The 18,202-nt window shown below is 41.2% G+C and carries 9 protein-coding genes; 4 read left to right on the top strand and 5 right to left on the bottom strand.

Annotation, left to right across the window (positions count from 1 at the left end):
* Positions 1-9 precede the first annotated feature (9 nt).
* From ACYTPF_RS02440 to brxL, 4 genes are read left to right on the top strand one after another with little or no spacing between them, the layout of a single operon-like run.
* Entirely contained in the window at positions 10-2,073 is a 2,064-nt protein-coding gene (locus ACYTPF_RS02440) for an Eco57I restriction-modification methylase domain-containing protein (protein ID WP_461851087.1), read from the top strand.
* A complete protein-coding gene (locus ACYTPF_RS02445) occupies positions 2,073-4,019 on the top strand; it encodes a BREX-1 system adenine-specific DNA-methyltransferase PglX (RefSeq protein WP_461851088.1) in 1,947 nt (648 codons plus the stop codon). Before ACYTPF_RS02440 ends, ACYTPF_RS02445 begins: the two co-directional genes overlap by 1 nt.
* Entirely contained in the window at positions 4,016-6,565 is a 2,550-nt protein-coding gene (locus tag ACYTPF_RS02450; RefSeq protein ID WP_461851089.1) for a PglZ domain-containing protein, read from the top strand. The genes ACYTPF_RS02445 and ACYTPF_RS02450 overlap by 4 nt, the downstream gene beginning before the upstream one ends.
* A gap of 9 nt (positions 6,566-6,574) precedes the next feature.
* Positions 6,575-8,641: a BREX system Lon protease-like protein BrxL gene (brxL, locus tag ACYTPF_RS02455; RefSeq protein ID WP_461851090.1), complete on the top strand. Its 2,067-nt coding sequence runs from the start codon at positions 6,575-6,577 to the stop codon at positions 8,639-8,641.
* A 42-nt stretch (positions 8,642-8,683) separates the two neighbouring features.
* Here brxL and ACYTPF_RS02460 read toward each other — a convergent pair whose 3' ends face one another.
* Genes ACYTPF_RS02460 through ACYTPF_RS02480 form a run of 5 tightly spaced genes read right to left on the bottom strand, consistent with a single transcriptional unit; the run spans position 8,684 to position 18,064 of the window.
* Positions 8,684-10,255 (bottom strand): nuclease-related domain-containing DEAD/DEAH box helicase, encoded by a 1,572-nt coding sequence (locus ACYTPF_RS02460; protein WP_461851091.1) that lies wholly within the window; start codon positions 10,253-10,255, stop codon positions 8,684-8,686.
* A gap of 3 nt (positions 10,256-10,258) precedes the next feature.
* Positions 10,259-11,797, bottom strand: a complete 1,539-nt coding sequence (locus tag ACYTPF_RS02465) for a hypothetical protein (RefSeq protein WP_461851092.1) — start codon at positions 11,795-11,797, stop codon at positions 10,259-10,261.
* Complete coding sequence (locus tag ACYTPF_RS02470; RefSeq protein WP_461851093.1) at positions 11,794-12,999, bottom strand: DEAD/DEAH box helicase; 1,206 nt, start codon at positions 12,997-12,999, stop codon at positions 11,794-11,796. Before ACYTPF_RS02470 ends, ACYTPF_RS02465 begins: the two co-directional genes overlap by 4 nt.
* Positions 12,999-14,843, bottom strand: a complete 1,845-nt coding sequence (gene drmB / locus ACYTPF_RS02475) for a DrmB family protein (RefSeq protein WP_461851094.1) — start codon at positions 14,841-14,843, stop codon at positions 12,999-13,001. The genes ACYTPF_RS02470 and drmB overlap by 1 nt, the downstream gene beginning before the upstream one ends.
* On the bottom strand, positions 14,840-18,064 hold the full coding sequence (locus tag ACYTPF_RS02480) for a helicase-related protein (protein WP_461851095.1): 3,225 nt from the start codon (positions 18,062-18,064) through the stop codon (positions 14,840-14,842). The genes drmB and ACYTPF_RS02480 overlap by 4 nt, the downstream gene beginning before the upstream one ends.
* Positions 18,065-18,202 lie beyond the last annotated feature (138 nt).

Consider the following 18,202-nt stretch of genomic DNA (forward strand, 5'->3'; position numbering starts at 1 on the left):
GGATAGAACATGGCATTTGACCAAACTACACGGAACATGCTGAACCGCTTTGTTGCTGATTCAAGAGCCCTCTTATCAGGCGAGTTTACTCGCCAGCTGCAATCAATATATGGGATGAACCCTGTTAGCGGCGAGGTGGCTGATTTAGACGCTTTATCTGGGCTGACACCACATCAGCAAGAAACTGCTCGATTATTACGTGAGACTTTTGAACATTATCTGGCAGCGAACGATCATGACAAAGTTAAGAGTAAGGAAAAGCAAAACCGCATCGCAGCACTCGACAGAATTGTTCGTGAACAAGCTTTTACGGTATTAAATCGGTTAGCTGCTCTTAGAATGAGCGAGGCTAGAGGTTTTTTAACCGAGTCACTGAGCAAAGGCTACGACTCAAAGGGTTTTCAACTGTTTCATCGCTTAGCGGGCAACAGCCTAGGTGAAACAGGCGAGTCTTATGTTCATTACTTATTCAGTATATTTGACGAATTCGCGCTAGACCTTTCTGTTCTTTTTGATCGTTTCTCAGCTCAAGGTCGCTTGTTCCCCTCTTCGCCCGTACTGCAAGAGTTACTAGACCTCATCAACAATGAAGAAATCGCATCACTATGGGCTGAAGATGAAACCATTGGCTGGATATATCAATACTTTAACTCGCAAGAAGAACGTAAGAAAATGCGTGATGCTTCACAAGCACCACGTAACAGCCGTGAACTCGCTGTGCGCAACCAGTTCTTTACACCCCGCTATGTAGTTGAGTTTTTAACAGATAATACACTAGGCCGAATTTGGTATGAAATGACCAAGGGCCAAACTAAGTTAGTTGATGAATGCGAATATTTAGTAAAACGCCCTAATGAAATATTCTTAAATGAAGGTGAACTAGCACCTGAACAGGAGCCAATTGAAGGGTTAAGCCAAGAAGAACTGTTACAACAAACGGTCTATATTGATCATCGAAATTTAAAAGACCCTCGTGATATAAAAATGCTCGACCCTGCCTGCGGCTCAATGCACTTTGGCTTATATTGTTTTGACTTATTCGAACTTATATATAGTGAAGCTTGGGACATTGAATTAACACAAGGAGCAGAGGCATTTGAGCGTGAGAACGACCATGCGCCACTAACTCAAACATATTCAGATAAAGCGGAGTTCTTGAAGCATGTTCCTAGGTTGATTATTGAGAACAATATCCATGGCGTTGATATTGACCCGCGCGCCGCACAAGTCGCGGGTATGTCATTATGGCAACGTGCCCACAACAGTTGGCAAAAAGCAAGCGTAAAACCTCAACTCCGCCCTCAAATCACTAAATCAAATATTGTTTGTGCAGAGCCGATGCCGGGAGAAAAAGAGCTTCTGCGAGAATTCACATCACAATTGAAGCCTAAGGTACTTGGTCAACTGGTCGAAGTGATTTTTGAAAAAATGCAGTTAGCAGGTGAAGCTGGGACTCTACTTAAAATAGAAAAAGAAATTGAAGACGCCATTGCTAGTGCGAAAGCTGTTTGGCAACGACAAAACCAAGCATTAAGCCAATTCCCAGATCTTGTTGTAATAGCTAAACAACGTGGTGAAGATGACTTCGATGTATCCGATATTGATGAAGAAGGTTTTTGGTTACAAGCAGAGCAAAAAATCCTCGATGCACTGGCTTCATATGCTAACTATAGCTCTTCAGGTATGAGTGAGCAGAGGCGTCTCTTTGCCTCGGATGCTGCTAAAGGTTTTGCATTTATAGACTTATGCAAAAAGTGGTTTGACGTTGTGCTGATGAACCCTCCTTTTGGTGAGTTTTCGATTACCTGGAAAGACGAGGCTAAACGAAATTATCCTTTAAGCTACAATGACATCTTGGCCGCATTTGTAGAAAGAGGCTTAGATTTAACCAATCCAAAAGCCAAATTAGGAGCCATTACCTCAAGAACTTGCTTTTTTCTTGCTAGCTTTAAAGGATGGCGAGAAGAAGTTGTCCTGAAACAAGCAAAGACAGAAAACTTCGTGGACTTGGGTTTAGGAGTAATGGATGATGCAATGGTAGAAGCCGCTGCATATATAATGGAGAAGAAATAGTGGCTACATTTTTCCGACTGATATTTGAAAGCGACAAACAGCAAACCTTAAAAGATAGTATAAAAAGCGTTCGAAACGGTAAAAATAATCCGTCGACATTTCTGGTTAACCCAACGATGTTCGAAGTTGTGCCGAGTGCTCCTTTTTCATATTGGGTAAGTGATCACATACGAAATAAGTTTACGCATTATAAAAAACTTACTCATGAAAACTCTATGTTAACCGCCACTAAAGGGCTAGCTACTACAGACGATTTTCGGTTTATCAGAACGAAGTGGGAAACTCTTTCAGAAGAATGGCTCCCATTAGCAAAAGGAGGAGACTTTTCGCCTTATTATGCAGACCTAAAGCTAAAGATTAATTGGTTTAATGATGGGAAGGAATTAAAAGCATTTCTTGATCACAAAATCGGTAAACCAAATCAATGGAGCAGATGGATAAATGCAATAGATTTTTATAAAAAACCTGGATTAACTTGGCCAAACGCAACAACCAGTGATTTATCTGCACGAGTATTGCCCAGCAACTGCATCATAAGCCACATGGCACCAACACTCTTTATCGAAAATGACTCATGGGAGGATTTGTCACCATTCCTAGCAATAATGAATTCAAGAGTTTTCAAATTTCTTATTTCGATGTCACTCGGATTAGCTGATACTCGCAAACATTATGAAGTTGGCATAATTCAAAAAATACCTATTCCAGCTCTCAGTAATGACGCCAAAACTAAATTATCTCACCTTGCAACACAAGCTTACAACAATGTAAAGCTTTTAGATATGACAGATGAGACTTCAGGACAATTTATACTTCCCGATTTATTATTGAAACAGAATGGTGACTACTGTAAAGAGAAAATATTAGAAGAATTAAACCATATACAGCAGGAGATTGATGATTATTGCTTTGAATTGTTTGAGGTGACCGAATCAGACAGAAAGGTCATTAAAGCTCAAAAAGCAACAGCGATGAAGCATGGAAAAACAAATGACGAACAAAAGCAAAGAGACGTATTGAGTTGGCTTGTGGGTGTTTCATTTGGTCGGTTTGTTGAGTCAAGAGCGTTCAGTAGTAAGGATGTTGATCCATTTAGTACTATCGCCCCTACAGAGATTTCAAGCAAAAATTTAGTTTCTTTTATATCTGAGAATAAACTTTCCGAATTAATTTCTCAGAAGGTTGAAGAGAGAAACCTAGATATTAGACTTGATATAGCCAAATTCTTGAGGAATGATTTTTTTTCCCTTCACCTTAAAAAGTACACGGACAGCAGAAGACAAGCCCCTTTGTATTGGCAGTTGAGCTCTTATGATAATAACTTTTCATTTTGGCTATACTTTCACGGCCTCGATAATCAATCACTAGTAAGCTGTGTAAACGACAAAATAGAACCTCTACAGGAACAATTGAACTTAGAGCTCTCGAACCTGAAATCAAATAGGAGTCGGTCTGTTAAAGATGAGAAGACATTAGATACTTTAATTAACTTAAGCAGCGAGTTAGAAGATTTCAAGCAACAGCTTTTAACCATCAATAAGTTTTGGACCCCTAATAATGCCGATGGAATACAATTAAATGCATCACCCTTTTGGCGGCTTTTTAAGAACAGACCATGGCAAAAGAAGCTTAAACAAACTTGGGAGAAGCTTCAAGAAGGCGAATATGACTGGGCGCACCTAGCTTTTTCTACTTGGCCAGAAAGAGTACTAAAAAAATGCCATGCAGATAGAAGCTTAGCAATCGCTCACGATGTTGAAGACGATTTGTGGCATGAAGTAGAGGTGATTAAAGGTAAGAAAAAAGAGCCTGTTTGGGAATGGCAACCTAAACTTCTTTCTGAATCAGATTTACGCGCATATATCAAAGAAAAAATAGCCACGGATGATAGGTTGAAATTGTATCGCTCGAATCAATCTAACACTGCAAAAGGAGATGCTTGGTGAGTATTGAGCAGTATATAAAAACGGATATTCTTCAAAGTCGTCTATCTGATAACAGCGTGTTAATTGTATACGACGGCGAAAGGCGCTATCACCAGCTGGCTAAAGAAATGGCAAGCGAAAACTGTGTTGTCATCGACGTTAGTGAAGGCAGTTTAGCTACTCGCCTGGAGGCAATTAACATCCTTTCTAAGATAAAGTCTACTAAGCAGTTGCTTGTATACGTGCCCAAGTACGCTCCCATAGAAGATGAGGATAAGCAAAAGGACCCGTTTGCGCTGTACGCTGCCGCAGGTGGTATTTTCCCAGACCCTGAACGCTCTGGTGATAAATATATAGACATATGCTTAAAAGCTAAACCAGACCAATCGACGGCAATACGTGAGCTGTTTGAGAAGAATAACAACCCGAGCTTTGAAGTAATAAATGCGATTGGAGGGGGGGTTAATTGGCCTACCCTACAAGCAGCATTGAATACCGAAGGAGCGGCTAACCTACTATTTAAGTTTATGACTGCAAATAAAGCCGTCCAAAATAAGTTAGCGGCAGAAACCAGTTGGTACAACGAAGTGCAAAGTCTCTTTAGTTCAACGCTTAGTTTAAGCTTACGCACCAAACAATCGAGTTGGACTGCCATTTCAGATGAACTATGGCGATTTGTTTTATTCAGTGAGTTTGCATTCGACTTGAATGAGCCCATTCCCAGTAGCTTATCTGACGTTCCCATTGCTAAAGCTTCAGCTCAACCTATTGTTGAAGAACTTGGAGATAGCTTAAGAAAGCACACCGACTACCAAAACCTTTACATTGAACGTGCAACGGGCATTGAGCAAGAACTTAACCTTAGTAGCGTGTGTGCCAATATCACGAAACTGGGTCATCGCGATACTTTCCCATTTGAAGAGAAGTGTTACCTCAAACAAGCTATCACTGCCCTTCTTAATGACGAAGGACATATAACTCGCCAGATAGTTGCGGAACACTCAAACTCTGTTTGGTCCTCTAATAGTGACAGTCAGGTAAATTGGGAGCTGGTTAAATCGTCACAACGCCTTTTGGAAACATGTGAAGACTTAGCCAGAGAACTGCCAAATTTTATTAAGAAGCAAAGCGATTTGATTGAGTTTTATCAGTCTTCACTTCGCAGAGCTGATCAGCTTCATCGTGAGTTTGAGCAAGCAGTTAATGACTGCCCAGAGGCTGATAATTTAATGCCTGGTGTTGTCGACTTGGTTCGTAAAAATTACCGGAAGTTAGTTGAATCTGTCCAACTACCTTTCACGCATTTCGTCAACGAATCAGGGTGGCCTCCAGCTGAAGTTTTAGCTAACACGCAACTATTTGATAGCAAAGTTGCACCGCTTTTGAAAAGTGGAACTAACCGCATTGCTTACCTTATGATTGACGCATTGCGTTATGAGCTTGGGTTTGAGCTTAATAAACAGATTAAAGAAGATGTTGACTCTCAGCTATCCGTAGCCTTTTCAACGCTACCGTCCATTACGCCTGTTGGCATGGCCAGCTTGCTACCCGGCGCCCACACAAACCTTTCGGTAAGTTTGGATGATGGTAAGACAAAAGCACTTTATAACGGAAAGCCTGTTGGTTCAGTAGAACAGCGCATGGGTGTTTTCAAAACCTTGTATGGCGATCGCTTCATTGAAATGCCCTTAAAAGATTTTATAAAGCTAACTAAGACAAAACCTGTTGCCAGTACCATAGACTTATTAGTTCTACGAAGTACTGAAATAGATAGCTTTTTTGAGAACCACCCCGAAGATGCGCCAGCAATGATGCAAAGGGAATTAAAGCAGATTCGCCAAGCAGTAAACAAACTTCAAGAGCAAGGCTTTCAGAAAGTATTTATAGTGACTGATCACGGCTTTTATATGAACAATGCTCAAGAAGCTGGCGATAAAGTGGTATCACCAGATAGTAACTGGAAGATAGAGCATCAAAGAATATTGCTTGGCTCAGGAAATATTGACGACCACCACTACTGCCTTTCAAGTGATAAGTTAGGTATAAACTCTGACATAAAAATGTTTGCAGGCCCTCGCTCTCTAGCACCTTACCGCAAAGGTATGCTGTATTATCATGGCGGTCTTTCACTGCAAGAATGCCTGGTACCTGTTATCGAAATAACGTTAAAACCAAATGCCGTGAGAGCGGGCCAAACAGCATCTGTTATCTTAGATTACAAAAAAGGCGCAACGCGTATTACCACTCGATTTGCAGTAATCGAACTGAAATTAGAGTCGTTAAGTGCAGACTTGTTCGGTGATTCTGACGATTTAGAGGCGACGGAAGTGTTACTCGAAGCACATACGGGAACAGGTAAAAATCTCAAAGTAGTTGGTGAAGCTCGCCCCGGAGAGCACGTTAACGCAGCCACAGGTACGGTAACGCTTGAGCCAAACAAGACTATTAAAGTTACACTGAAAATGGACCCAGAGTTTGAAGGAAAATTTAAGGTAAAAGCTATCGACCCAGTAACTAGCACAACACTAGGCGATGCACTTGAATTAGAAACAGACTACGCCGTTTAAGGAAGCGATATGATGGACAAGCTAGATGATAAGTTAATAGAAATCTTCGACGGCAAACTAGTTAGAAAAGACCTCCTTCAGCGAATTAAGAAAGGCACAAATGTTCCTACGTTTGTGCTGGAGTTTTTGCTTGCTCGGTATTGTGCCAGTGACGACGAAGATGAAATTCAAGCCGGTTTAGAAGCTGTGCTTGAAACGCTTTCAGACAATTACGTTCGTCCTGACGAATCCAATATTGCCCAATCAAAGGTTGCCACAAAAGGACGTCACAAATTTATAGATAAAGTTCATGTTCGTTATGTTGAAACCAAAAAGCGTCACTGGGCCTCTTTAGAAAACTTCAATTCGCAAAAAATAGCGGTTGGCGACAAATTCTACAAAGAGAATAAGAGACTACTTGAAGGCGGTATTTGGGCAGAGGTGAAACTTGCATACAATGAAGTAGAAGAAGATGACTATGCTTTCTACATCGAAGAACTACGCCCTATTCAACTAAGTCGATTTAGTTTTGAAGATTACAAGTCTGGTCGTAGCAAGATGACACGAGACGAATGGATGGACATCATCCTTCGTTCTGTCGGACTTGAGCCGACTAAGCTTGAACAACGAGTAAAGTTTCATTTTCTACTTAGATTAGCGCCGCTTGTTGAAGCTAACTTCAATTTTGTTGAGCTGGGCCCGCGCGGGACAGGTAAATCTTACTTTTACAGTGAGTTCTCGCCTTACTCCACGCTAATATCTGGCGGTCAAGCCACAGTCGCTACTTTGTTCTACAACAAGAACCGAAAAGAGACGGGGCTTGTTGGACATTGGGACACCATTGCTTTTGATGAAGTCGGTAACATGAAGGTGAAAGATCCAGATGTTATTCAGATTTTAAAAGACTTTATGGCAAACGGCCGCTTTTCACGAGGGAAAGAAGTTATCGCGGATGCAAGTACAGCATTTGTTGGAAACTTAGATCTTTCTGTTCGCCAAGTTGTCAACTCTACTGAATACGACCTATTTCAACCCCTCCCAAAAGAGTTTGATTTAGCAATTATGGACCGGTTTTATGCATATTTGCCGGGTTGGGAAATGCCCAAAAACTCAAGTGACTACCTGACTGACAACTATGGATTCATCACTGACTATTTGGCTGAAGCTTTCCACCATCAATTAAAATCGGTAAACGTTTATGAAATGGTGAATAAGCGCATAAAACTTGGTATGGCAATTGAGGGGCGTGACGAGAAAGGAATAAAGAAAACAGTTTGTGCTTTCATTAAAATGCTTCACCCACATGGTGAGTGTTCAAATGACGAGTTTGACCAATATGTTGAGTATGCGGTTGAATGTCGTCGCCGTGTAAAAGAACAGATGAATAAGCGTAAACCTGATGATGAATTTGCCAATATTGATTTGTCGTACATCAATGCAGCAGGTGAAGAGATTATTGTCCGCTGCCCGGAATCTATAGGCGCTTTAGCCACATTAGAACCATCAAAACCAAGCATTACTGATGATGGCGAAGCTGATACAGAGAAGCCTATTACCAAAGTAGTTACACCAGCTGAGAAAGTGATAGCAAATCAGGATGACGTTTCCGTTGACGACAACCAAAACTTAAAGGAACAGCACTTTAAAATTAATTACGGCGCAACTGGCTATAGTTACGAAAGTATCGTCCTACCATATTTGCTAGAAGCTAAATCTCTCGTTATTGAAGACCCTTACATAAGAGCAAAACATCAACTCACTAATTTTGTTCGGTTTTGTGAAGCCGTAATTAAGCAGCCCTCTGTTGAAAGTATTACTTTGATAACGTCTTATGATGACAATACCAATATTCAAGAAATGGCAGAAGCACTTGATGGGCTAAAACAGAGTTTGTTGGAAATGGATGTTAATTTGGATGTCAAAGTCAATGAAAACCTCCATGACCGTGAAATCCGTATAGATAATGGCTGGACAATTAAGATTGGGAGAGGCTTAGATTTTTATCAAAAACCAGATAGCTGGTTCGGTGTAGGTGTAAATGATTTAAGCTTACGTAAGTGTTTAGAAACGAATGTAGATATATTCAAACAAGACTAACGTCAAACCGTTCGAGTGCGATTTAAAATTAAATTGCTGTTGTCACTCACTCCAAAAGCAGTAGAGCATTGCCCTAGCTCTGGTCATACCCACATAGTGCAATGCTTTACTTTCGTCATCACTTAATTTTGAGGGATGTACTAAATCTACCAAAATAATCACATCATTCTCTAACCCTTTAAAGTCTTGAATTTTCGAAAAGGTGACTCCGTCAAACGGCAACTTCCTTACTACATAGTCATCAAGTTCTGATATGAGCTCTAGTGTTGAGGCAGGTAGCTTTTTGATAATCGACTTACGTTTGCTTATTGGTGAGAGTATTGTGACCGAGCCAGGCATCAGCTCTGAATTTGCTAGTTCAGTAATGAGTTTTTCTAGACTGCCCACCAGCTCACTTTCATTACCGTGATATTCAGTAACTTCGGGGCCATCTGCTAGGGTTGGCATACCCACATCACAAGTGAGCTCTTTTTGAACCGACTTCAAAATATTAGAAGTGTTTCTACAATTTACGCTAAGTGGAAGAAGGGTTGGGTTGTTCCTGTTTTTTAGCCAGCTGAAGGCTTCTGCGTCTAATTTATCTAACAAATTAGATTGGTTATTAGCGTCGTGAAAAAAATACCACTGTCCATTGTCAAGACCACCAGCTATTAATGAGTCTAGAAGCTGCAAGTCTTGAAAATTCAGCAAATCTTGCCCCTCATCAACGATGAGTGCGTCGAAAACATCGAGACCCGAGCGGCGTAATGCGTTGCCCACGGATGATATGGTTGCTATAACTAGACGGTCGTTTTGAATTCGCGTTGTTAAGTAATGCCTAAGCCATGAAGATTTGCAGACGAAAAGCGTATTAAGCCCCTTTGCGATAAACCTTCTGGATAGTTCAGCGGCTAGGAATGTTTTACCCGTACCTGCCCCGCCATGGCAAATTACGCGTTTATTAATCTCAGCAATGTCGACAAATTTATACTGTTCTTCGGTTAATCTTACCGATGACTGCTCTACTTGTTTTACATGGTCAAAAAGCGGTTGAATAGTTTCAAAATCGGGGCGCAGGTAGGCGGCAATTGCGTCAACATCAGCTTGGCTGAGTAATTGATCGTTATTGGGTCTTTCTAGTGTCCAATAGTCAAATAACGCTTTAAGCCAATGATTGAAATTTCTAAAATCACGGCTGTCGCATACCATTTCTCTATCCCACTCTCCACCCTCACAAGGCCAGTGCGTATCTGGGCAAACCACCCCATACCCAATAGGAAATCGAACTTTGTGCGCCCCTAAATAGTCATCAATTTTCTTAACTATGGCATGCACGGCAGTATTTGCCTGATGGAAAGGGTCTTGAATTTGGTCGATACCATTTCGTCCCTCTGTAGTCCACTTACCATCTACATAGGAGATTCTGCCGCCTTTAACTTCTAAGACAAATAGTCCGTAAATAGAAACAATTACAAAGTCAGCCTCGCCAACCCTTTTGTAATCGTGTTTAGTGAGTAATAGTGAATGGAAGCCTATTGGATGATGATCCGCAAATTCAGAGTTTGCAAGTTTTTCAAAAACTTTCAACTCGGCTTTGCTTGTGGTGCTATGAGGCTTTCCTGGTATTAACTTCACATCTTACGCCTTGAATATATCTAGCGCTTCGTTCATATCGAACAATTCATCAGCGTCTTTTATTGTTCTATGGCGCATCGACTTTTCAAAGTTTGAAGACAATACCTTTGCTACAAGCTTAGGGCGAGTAGAAAAAGTAATGGCGCTTCCTTTTACCCGATACTCATCTTTAGTGTTTAGCTCCCAAGAAAGTACCTCTTGTTCTTCCATTTCCATATATGAAATAAACTTCTGTAAATTATCTTGTAACTTAGAGTTGGGTGTATCCTTAATGTATTTTTGGTAAATCAGGGGCGGTTGAACTGGCGCTTTCTGAATAGTAACGCGAGCCCCCGTCGTTTTTTGTAACAGAGCGACCATGTGATGCGACACCCAATTTCGAAGACCACTTACACTACGAACGCGTTCAGGCACTCGCTTTATACCTTGGAAAAGGCCATAAAAAGCGGCTACCAGAAAGTAATCTTCTTCAGTAAAGCTTTCATGGTAGAACTTTAAAGCAGTTTCTGTGTGGTCACGTACAAAAATCATTGATATCAATAAAAAGGGTTTTGAGCCTCCCTCTTCTTCACTCTCATAATGATTTATAAGCTTGGAGAAGTAAGTGTCTAGGTCACCTTCATATGTTCTGTCCACGAGTTGCCTTAACCGCTTAGCAAGGCCAGCGACTTTCGTGTAAGCGTCTGGTATGCCATCTTTATTTTCAAATGAATTAAGCAAATCGTGCTGAATAGTGCCAAAGTCAGATTCACTAGAGGCAATGTCTAGCACTCTCTTATAGAAAGAATCGAGTTCGCTTGCATGATTGGCATCTACTAGCCAGTTCTGAAAAGCGATGATAGTGTCACTGGTAGTCTCATCAGAACGTTCTACAAATTTCTTGAATAGTTCACATGAAAGGCTACCGTTCTTCGTTTGGTAATATGCCAGTGCTAAAGCACCACCAAGCGCCTCAGCTTTTTTATAACCTAGTGCAATGTCAGCAATTTCACTCAAATTAATGCAGCTTACTGATGAGTCTATGGCTAGTTCAGAAGGCAAACTACCTTGCTTCCCAGATTTAAATAGTTTTGCATTTTGCGTAATGTATTTAGGAGGAAGTACGCCATATAGGCGCGTAAGCTCGCTTTTTAATAAATCGCTTGCTTTAGCATTTTTCAGAAAAATAGTTTTTATTATGCCAATAGGTAAAGGCGCTGGTATTAAAATTTCGTCAACATCAGAACGTAATATCTGGTCAAGGCTACCGAACTCATATTGCTTTTCAGAAACCCTACCATAGACGCTCGCTGACTCTAGCCCACTAAGGTCTGCTTCAACTATACAACTTTCAAGATTAGGATCTTCCGAAATAGAGAGCTCAAGCGCATCATTCAAATTAGTTTGCTCATTTAGGGTAATGTATCCTTTAGGCCTTTCTGCCTGAATATCTCGAAGATAAGCATTACCTTCAAACGCCTGTGTCTCGACTATCATGTTGCAGTCGAAGTGATATTTAAGATTTTCTGTATTGGTTACCAAAAACCATTTGCTAGCACTCATATTTTAATTCTCTTGAGGAGTTCATGTTTTTCAACGTGGCCATTTCGCTCAATTTCAATCGTTTCGCCTACAGGCGGAAGAATTTCTTCAAATATACTTTTTTGTACTTCACTTTTTAACAAAAACAGTCGGTCTCGCGCACGCGACGCCATGACATACATTCGCTTCTTTAATGATTCTTCGTCACTACCTATTGCTTTAAAACCGTCAATGATAATAAACACTTCATCAAACTCTATACCTTTCACAGACTTATCATTTAAAACAACAATACCGCCCTGAGAGAAGTTGATGTTTACTAAACCTTTTTGATCTGAGTAGTAAGTACTAACAATAGGAGGAGCTTCTCGCCTTTGCTTATTGTCATTTTTTAAGTATTTCGCCCAATACCCTCTTTTATTTTCATTCGCAACAAACAAACCTATCAACTTTGAGGGGTCGTTATCATAAGAACTTAAAATGAGTTCCTTTGCACTTTCTAGCAACTTATATTCATATAAAATAGGAACGTGTGCCGATGGTTTTTTCGGAAGCGCTGGCTTTTCACTTGACTTGTCAGTATAGAAATAATTAGCAAAGGCAGAAATCGGCGTGGTGTTTCGCCAGTTTTCTTTTAGGTGAATTACGTCATCTTTTTCTAGACCCAGTGCATCCATTAAATCTGACTGCGATGAGTTCTCTTCGGTAATCTGCTGATTTTGATCAGCAACGATAAAGAAATTTTCGACATTAAGTGCCTCGACCGCTTCGTACCATTCTGGCGGTAAATCCTGACCTTCATCAATAATAAAGTTCGTTGATGTACACGATGCGCCTAGCTCTTCAAAACGATTAATCAACGCTTCATAGTCTGGTTTGTGTTTTTCAACTTCAGGCATCTTCGCTTGTTCAAAATTTGCCTGCGAGCCGCCCGCTGCTTTATATTGAAAATCATAAAGCCAAGACATCGCAGTATTCATATGAAAGTTTTCATCAGGCCCAGCTAATACTTTATTTGCATGATTGAGTACATGGTTGTACGACAAGAATAGCGTTTCGTTTGTTGCCGCATATTTTCTAAGGCGCATGAGTGCGACAACAGACTTTCCTGTTCCAGGAGCACCAACAACCAAGTATTGCCCATCTGCAGGTAGTCGAATAGCCATTCTCTGGTCTTTTGTTAATTCATGCTCTTTGGGTAACTCAAAAACACGTGCTGCCATTATTTTTTCACAAACTCCTTCAGTGACGGTATACCTTCATCTGGCTTACCTTTAATGAAAACTCTATCTAGAAACACATTGTTGTAACTACATGAAGTGTCGGGTAAAAGGACACAGCCATGACAGGCTGCACGATTTAACCAAGAAGGCCCTTGCCCTTCCATGTCTCCACACACAGGGTCCATCGAGCACCATTCAAGCTGCTTGAATGCAGAATCCAATAATTTGATAAATCGACGTGGTTTTGCCTGCTCAATAATGCCTCCAAGCGAGCCGGCAATGTCAGGTACGGCAGTGTAGATAAGAACTCCGGCCATTTTTTTCTCTGCAGAACTATAAATTCGTTCTTGTAAAGACGCTGCAGGGTAGCCCGCTATGGACTCTAGCTCTCTTACCAGTGCATGTGCTAGCGTATGCAGAAGAATGAACCTAGGGGTGGGGATAGCCTCATCCGGCAATATTATTTCAGAATCTTGATATCTTGTTTCTATTTCTGAAGCCCGCTGTCTGATGAGAGGGTGATGCTCCCACTTTTCAATAATTTCATTATTAAGCGTGAAAAACATACCCTCGCCAAAAAGCTCTATCGCCGGTAACCAGTCAAGATTACCGGTAAAATCTGGAGCTACTATTGGTGTGGGGTCAAAATCTTCTGCGTCGCTAGCTGCTCGTTGAAAACCTTTATAAACCTCAATAACCCTAAGGCGGTTTACGGCAATTAACTTGTCGATAACGTTAACCTCTGGCCTGATATCACCGCTTTCACTCAGTGAACCTAGATAGTCAGACCATTCGCTAGTTAAATGAGAGGTTATAAAGTCAGCGTTACTATTGAATTTTTGGATTATAGTTAGCGCCTCGAATTCATCAAACATCATGTCATCAGGTGTAACGCTGCTAAAATCTACTTCATCTTTTAAATCACTTCTGTCGATTTCTTCCAATGCACTAAATAGCTCTTCCTCCGAACACTTAAGCTCCCTCATCGCTTTCTTAACTTCTCGTTTTTTCTGCAATGGCCTTTTTGCGTCTTTAATGCCAGCAACCAGCTGTGATTGCTGAGTTAATCTAAAAAATAACGACGTTTTGTCAATATTTGACTCTGGCGGTATTACTAACGCCCTTTCGCTAACTGACGAAAATACTCGTGGATCGTTTACTTCCATAACGGTATACGTAACCACCTCGCCATTTAACGATTTTCGTTCACGATAACCAGGCTGTTTGTGCACTTTCCTTTGAAAATCCGTCATCTCTAACGAATCCTTGGCACCACACTTCTTGCACTGAACTTCCCATCGCCCTCTTTCATTAAGCTCTAGCTTTAGGTAACTCTCGTTCGAGCTGGAACGACAATGTGTTTGAGCATCGTTTTTTGGATTACGGTGACTGAGTTTATGCCAAGGAACATCAATTAAATCGCCATAACTACTTACAGCACACCATGTCACCTGACTCAGTGTTCCTTTGTTACACGTCGGGCATTTCAGCTTTTGGCTTATTTCAACACTGCTGTTCTTCCAAGGTGCGAGATGCAATGTGTTGCATAAATTACATAAAGCCCAGTTAGGAAAGCGTACTGTAGGAATCGCGCCACCAGAGATCCTCAGGTTGGCGGCCTCATCAATCGATGCCTCAGGCGGCAACACTAAATTGCTGGATACCTCAAGATGTCGTTTTACTCTTTCAACCGCGTGAAGTTTGGTTAAATTTTTTATAGGCCAAGTCGATGTGTCTTTAACAAACAGTAGATAGTCATTTTGATCTCTTACAATTGAACCTACACCAGCGTGCCCTGTCAGGTGAGAAAACCTTACAGGCGTAAACCATTGTTTGCTTTTCAAAAATCAAGCCCCCCATCCACCTCAAAGAGACCTGTTTTTTCTACATTTCTCATGGAGTTTAACGTCTCCCAAAGCCCAGTTTTGGTTTTAGCATCATCAAAAGACACCAATAAACTTTCAGCAGACTTGTCCTTAGCGAGGTATCTTAAGTTCGTTGCTGAAGATGCCTCTTTATCCCATTCGCGAATAAGACGAGCGATGTGCTCCTCGCACTCTTCCAACAATAGTTTTGTTTCGGTTTTATCCCCCACTAATGCACTTTTAATTCTAGTTTTCATCAATCGAATAATTTTTTGTGTTAAGGGGTTATCATAAGTAAGTTCTTGCGCATCAGAGTTTTTTAGCAAGCCACCTTCGGCATGTCGAAATGCCGATACTAAAGCTGCATGGAGTGCTCTTTTTCTAACTTGATGTGTAAAAGGAGTAATGCTTGATGGCTCTACATAACGATAAAACGACTTATGGTAAGCCCTAAAATTTTCATAATGAGAGAGACTTCGCGCTTGGGTTTTATAATAGTTTGTGAAAACAATTCCTGGTGTATTGCCTCTACCTACGCGACTGCTGGCCTGAATATATTCGGCTGTCGTCAAAGGCTGGCCATTTATTACCATTAACGCTAGCCTTGGTTCATCTAAGCCTACCGACACCATATTTGTAGCTAATACAGAATCTATAGAATGTGCTTTGTTTTCACAACTTGCTTTGAGATCTTGGAAAACTTGAGCATTCTCTTCTGCTGTTTGGTTGCTAGTCAACGACTTCACCCTCAACTGCCTAGCGGGAAAGAATCGTTGAAAGAGCTCCACATTGTCTTTATTGCCTAGCAAAGTTTTTGGAACTACACCGTTAAAAAACGCGCTACTTCTGGCGCCCTTATCATGTCTTAAGCTATTCGCAGCAGAGAGATCTGTTTGCTCAAGTTGCTTAATAAATTCGTTAAACAACATGCTGCTCTGAACTTTTGGTACACCACTTTGAAAGTTCGTCCTGCTGTTTCCCACGCCTTTTAAGCTGCCGTGATAGACCATTTGGGTCCACCATGCGTCTTTAAGTTCAGGATCTTCAAAGCAGGCGTTAGGTGCTGATACAAGTGCAGCAGCCAGATGCTCAAGACAGCTAGTGCGTGTTTGCCCGAATGCCATATACCCCACGTAAAGCCTTCCAGGCTTTTCTGCTATGGGAACTTCTTTTGCAAAATAAGAATCCTTCTGCCTAATTCCTACAGGAGGAAACACAGCCGACTTCTCCCTTCCGAATAAGGCTTGCACCTGTTCTTTGGCTTGTCTGATTGTCGCTGTAGAGGCTATGAATTTTGGATAAACACCTCGCGATACCAAGATGGTTTCAAAACCAACTTCATATAAACCTACTATAGACCCGAGCGCCCCAGAAATAAGATGTAGCTCATCCTGAATTACTAATTCTGGCGGCCTATTTATTGCTCCGCCAAAAAAGGAAACAGCTCTGTCTTCCCAAGGTAGTCGAGCAAACTTGTCTACCGTTGCAATAAGGAGGGTTGGCGGTGAAGCATACAGCGCTTCATCGACCACATTGAAAGGAAGAGTATTTCCTGTAGCGTTGGCTAATTCGCAACCTTTGTGGTGACACTTAAATGAGAAGCTGCTTTCTGAAATGCTGAAATTATCATGTGAGAATGGTGTAGAGCACCACGGGCATTCCTGTAGAACAAACTTGCTATAGTTCCGATTATCTAGAACTTCTAAAGATTGCTTGAAGGTATTCGGTGATGAAGCACTGCCAAGCCAAAGACCTACACTAAAAGGCTCTTCGCCTAACTCACCTGACTCTGCTCGCATAATTTCTAAAGCAGATACTACTTTACATGCGCGAATGAATTGTTGTGATGTTAGTAATCGCAACGTATAGCGCATAATAGCGGCAGTGCCTCCACCGCTATTTTTGTACCTGAGTCGACGGTAAACAAAAACCAACGCCATGACGCCTAAGTATGCTTCAGTCTTTCCCCCACCGGTTGGAAACCATATCAAGTCAACACAGTCTCTAAAGTCATTATCTTCATCAATGGAGGACTCAAGCGCTAACAAAACAAATGCTAACTGGAATGGCCGCCACGAATAAGGTTCGCCATTCTTTGGTGGGCCATTTAGCTCCATTTGCATAAGCATTGCTTTATTTGCTTGCGCAAATGCTTTTTGAGCGTAGTCATCGTTACGTAATCTCGACACACCGCTTCTCATACGCTGTTTAGCTTCTTCCATACGCTCAACAATGCGCTTAGCGACCTTTACCTCTTCACTTGTTCCTCTTTCGGCTAATTCAATTTGACTATCTATCCAGTCTTCGTAGTTATCGATAAAGTCGCTCATCTGGTTAAAAACCGACATATCAGACTCGATAGACTTTAAGAATGAAAAGCTTAATACTTCGTTAGCCTTACCTGCGTTGGCAGTAACCTGCGGAACTTCGACGGTTGGCATGAAGTCACTAAAAAACTCTGTCGTTTTCTCCCCTACTCGCCAATCTACTGAAACACCATGACCAATTGCATATACGCGTTCATCTTTATAACGTAGCTCTAACTCTTGCTCTTCTTCACTCAGTAATGCGTGGCTAACCCTAGGGTAATCTTTGAGAGAATCACTACTTATGAAACACTTAAGCTCAGCTTGAAAAATCGAATTTTTCGCTGTCGCATCTCTTTCCGATTCTTTTTCTTCCTTTGGTTGGGAGCTGATATTACTTAATGAAACAGTGACTATTTTTCCTGTTCCGTGAGGTCTTATCTTCACATCCACAAGGGCTCTGGAGTTCATTACAGTGAAGCGTGAAGATTCAGCTAGGACTATCTCTATTTCTTCTCCACCATCATCAACCAGAGCATTTCGCTTCCACGTCTGACGGTTGTTTTGTTTTCCAGCTTTAGTAAAGGAGAAACCGCTATAAAAAACACGGATTGATTGAGTTGATTGATCTACATAAAAAGAAAAGCCCATAGAAGATGGGGGTTGATAGCGGACTCTTTTAGCACCGCTTGCCATTGAGGCTTCACTGTCATCATCTTCAGAATGCTCATCGTCATCTGATTCATAAACTGTACCCACTGGGTAGAGAATTCCGGTTGTATAGCAATTAAAAGGATTAGACTCCCATAGGGTGTTTTTCCTCAAAACATTGCCCGTTAGTGTATCTTTTACCCAGCTAACTAAGCTCTGTCTCGCTTTGCTATACTCCGTCATACAACTCCATCCCTGGTTTCACGCACTTGTAGAATGACTCGATAAAATTTGAATATTATAGAAAAATTATGAGTTCAATTTCTTTGATTTAACTAAATTATAATTTAACAGCCATTTATATACTAGACTAAAGTATAG

This window comes from Alteromonas sp. HB246098, from assembly GCF_054890645.1.

Coding starts and splice junctions, on each gene's coding strand:
- ACYTPF_RS02440 (WP_461851087.1), top strand. CDS start 10: ATGGCATTTGACCAAACTACACGGAACATGCTGAACCGCTTTGTTGCT.
- brxL (WP_461851090.1), top strand. CDS start 6,575: ATGATGGACAAGCTAGATGATAAGTTAATAGAAATCTTCGACGGCAAA.
- ACYTPF_RS02465 (WP_461851092.1), bottom strand. CDS start 11,797: ATGAGTGCTAGCAAATGGTTTTTGGTAACCAATACAGAAAATCTTAAA.
- ACYTPF_RS02470 (WP_461851093.1), bottom strand. CDS start 12,999: ATGGCAGCACGTGTTTTTGAGTTACCCAAAGAGCATGAATTAACAAAA.
- ACYTPF_RS02480 (WP_461851095.1), bottom strand. CDS start 18,064: ATGACGGAGTATAGCAAAGCGAGACAGAGCTTAGTTAGCTGGGTAAAA.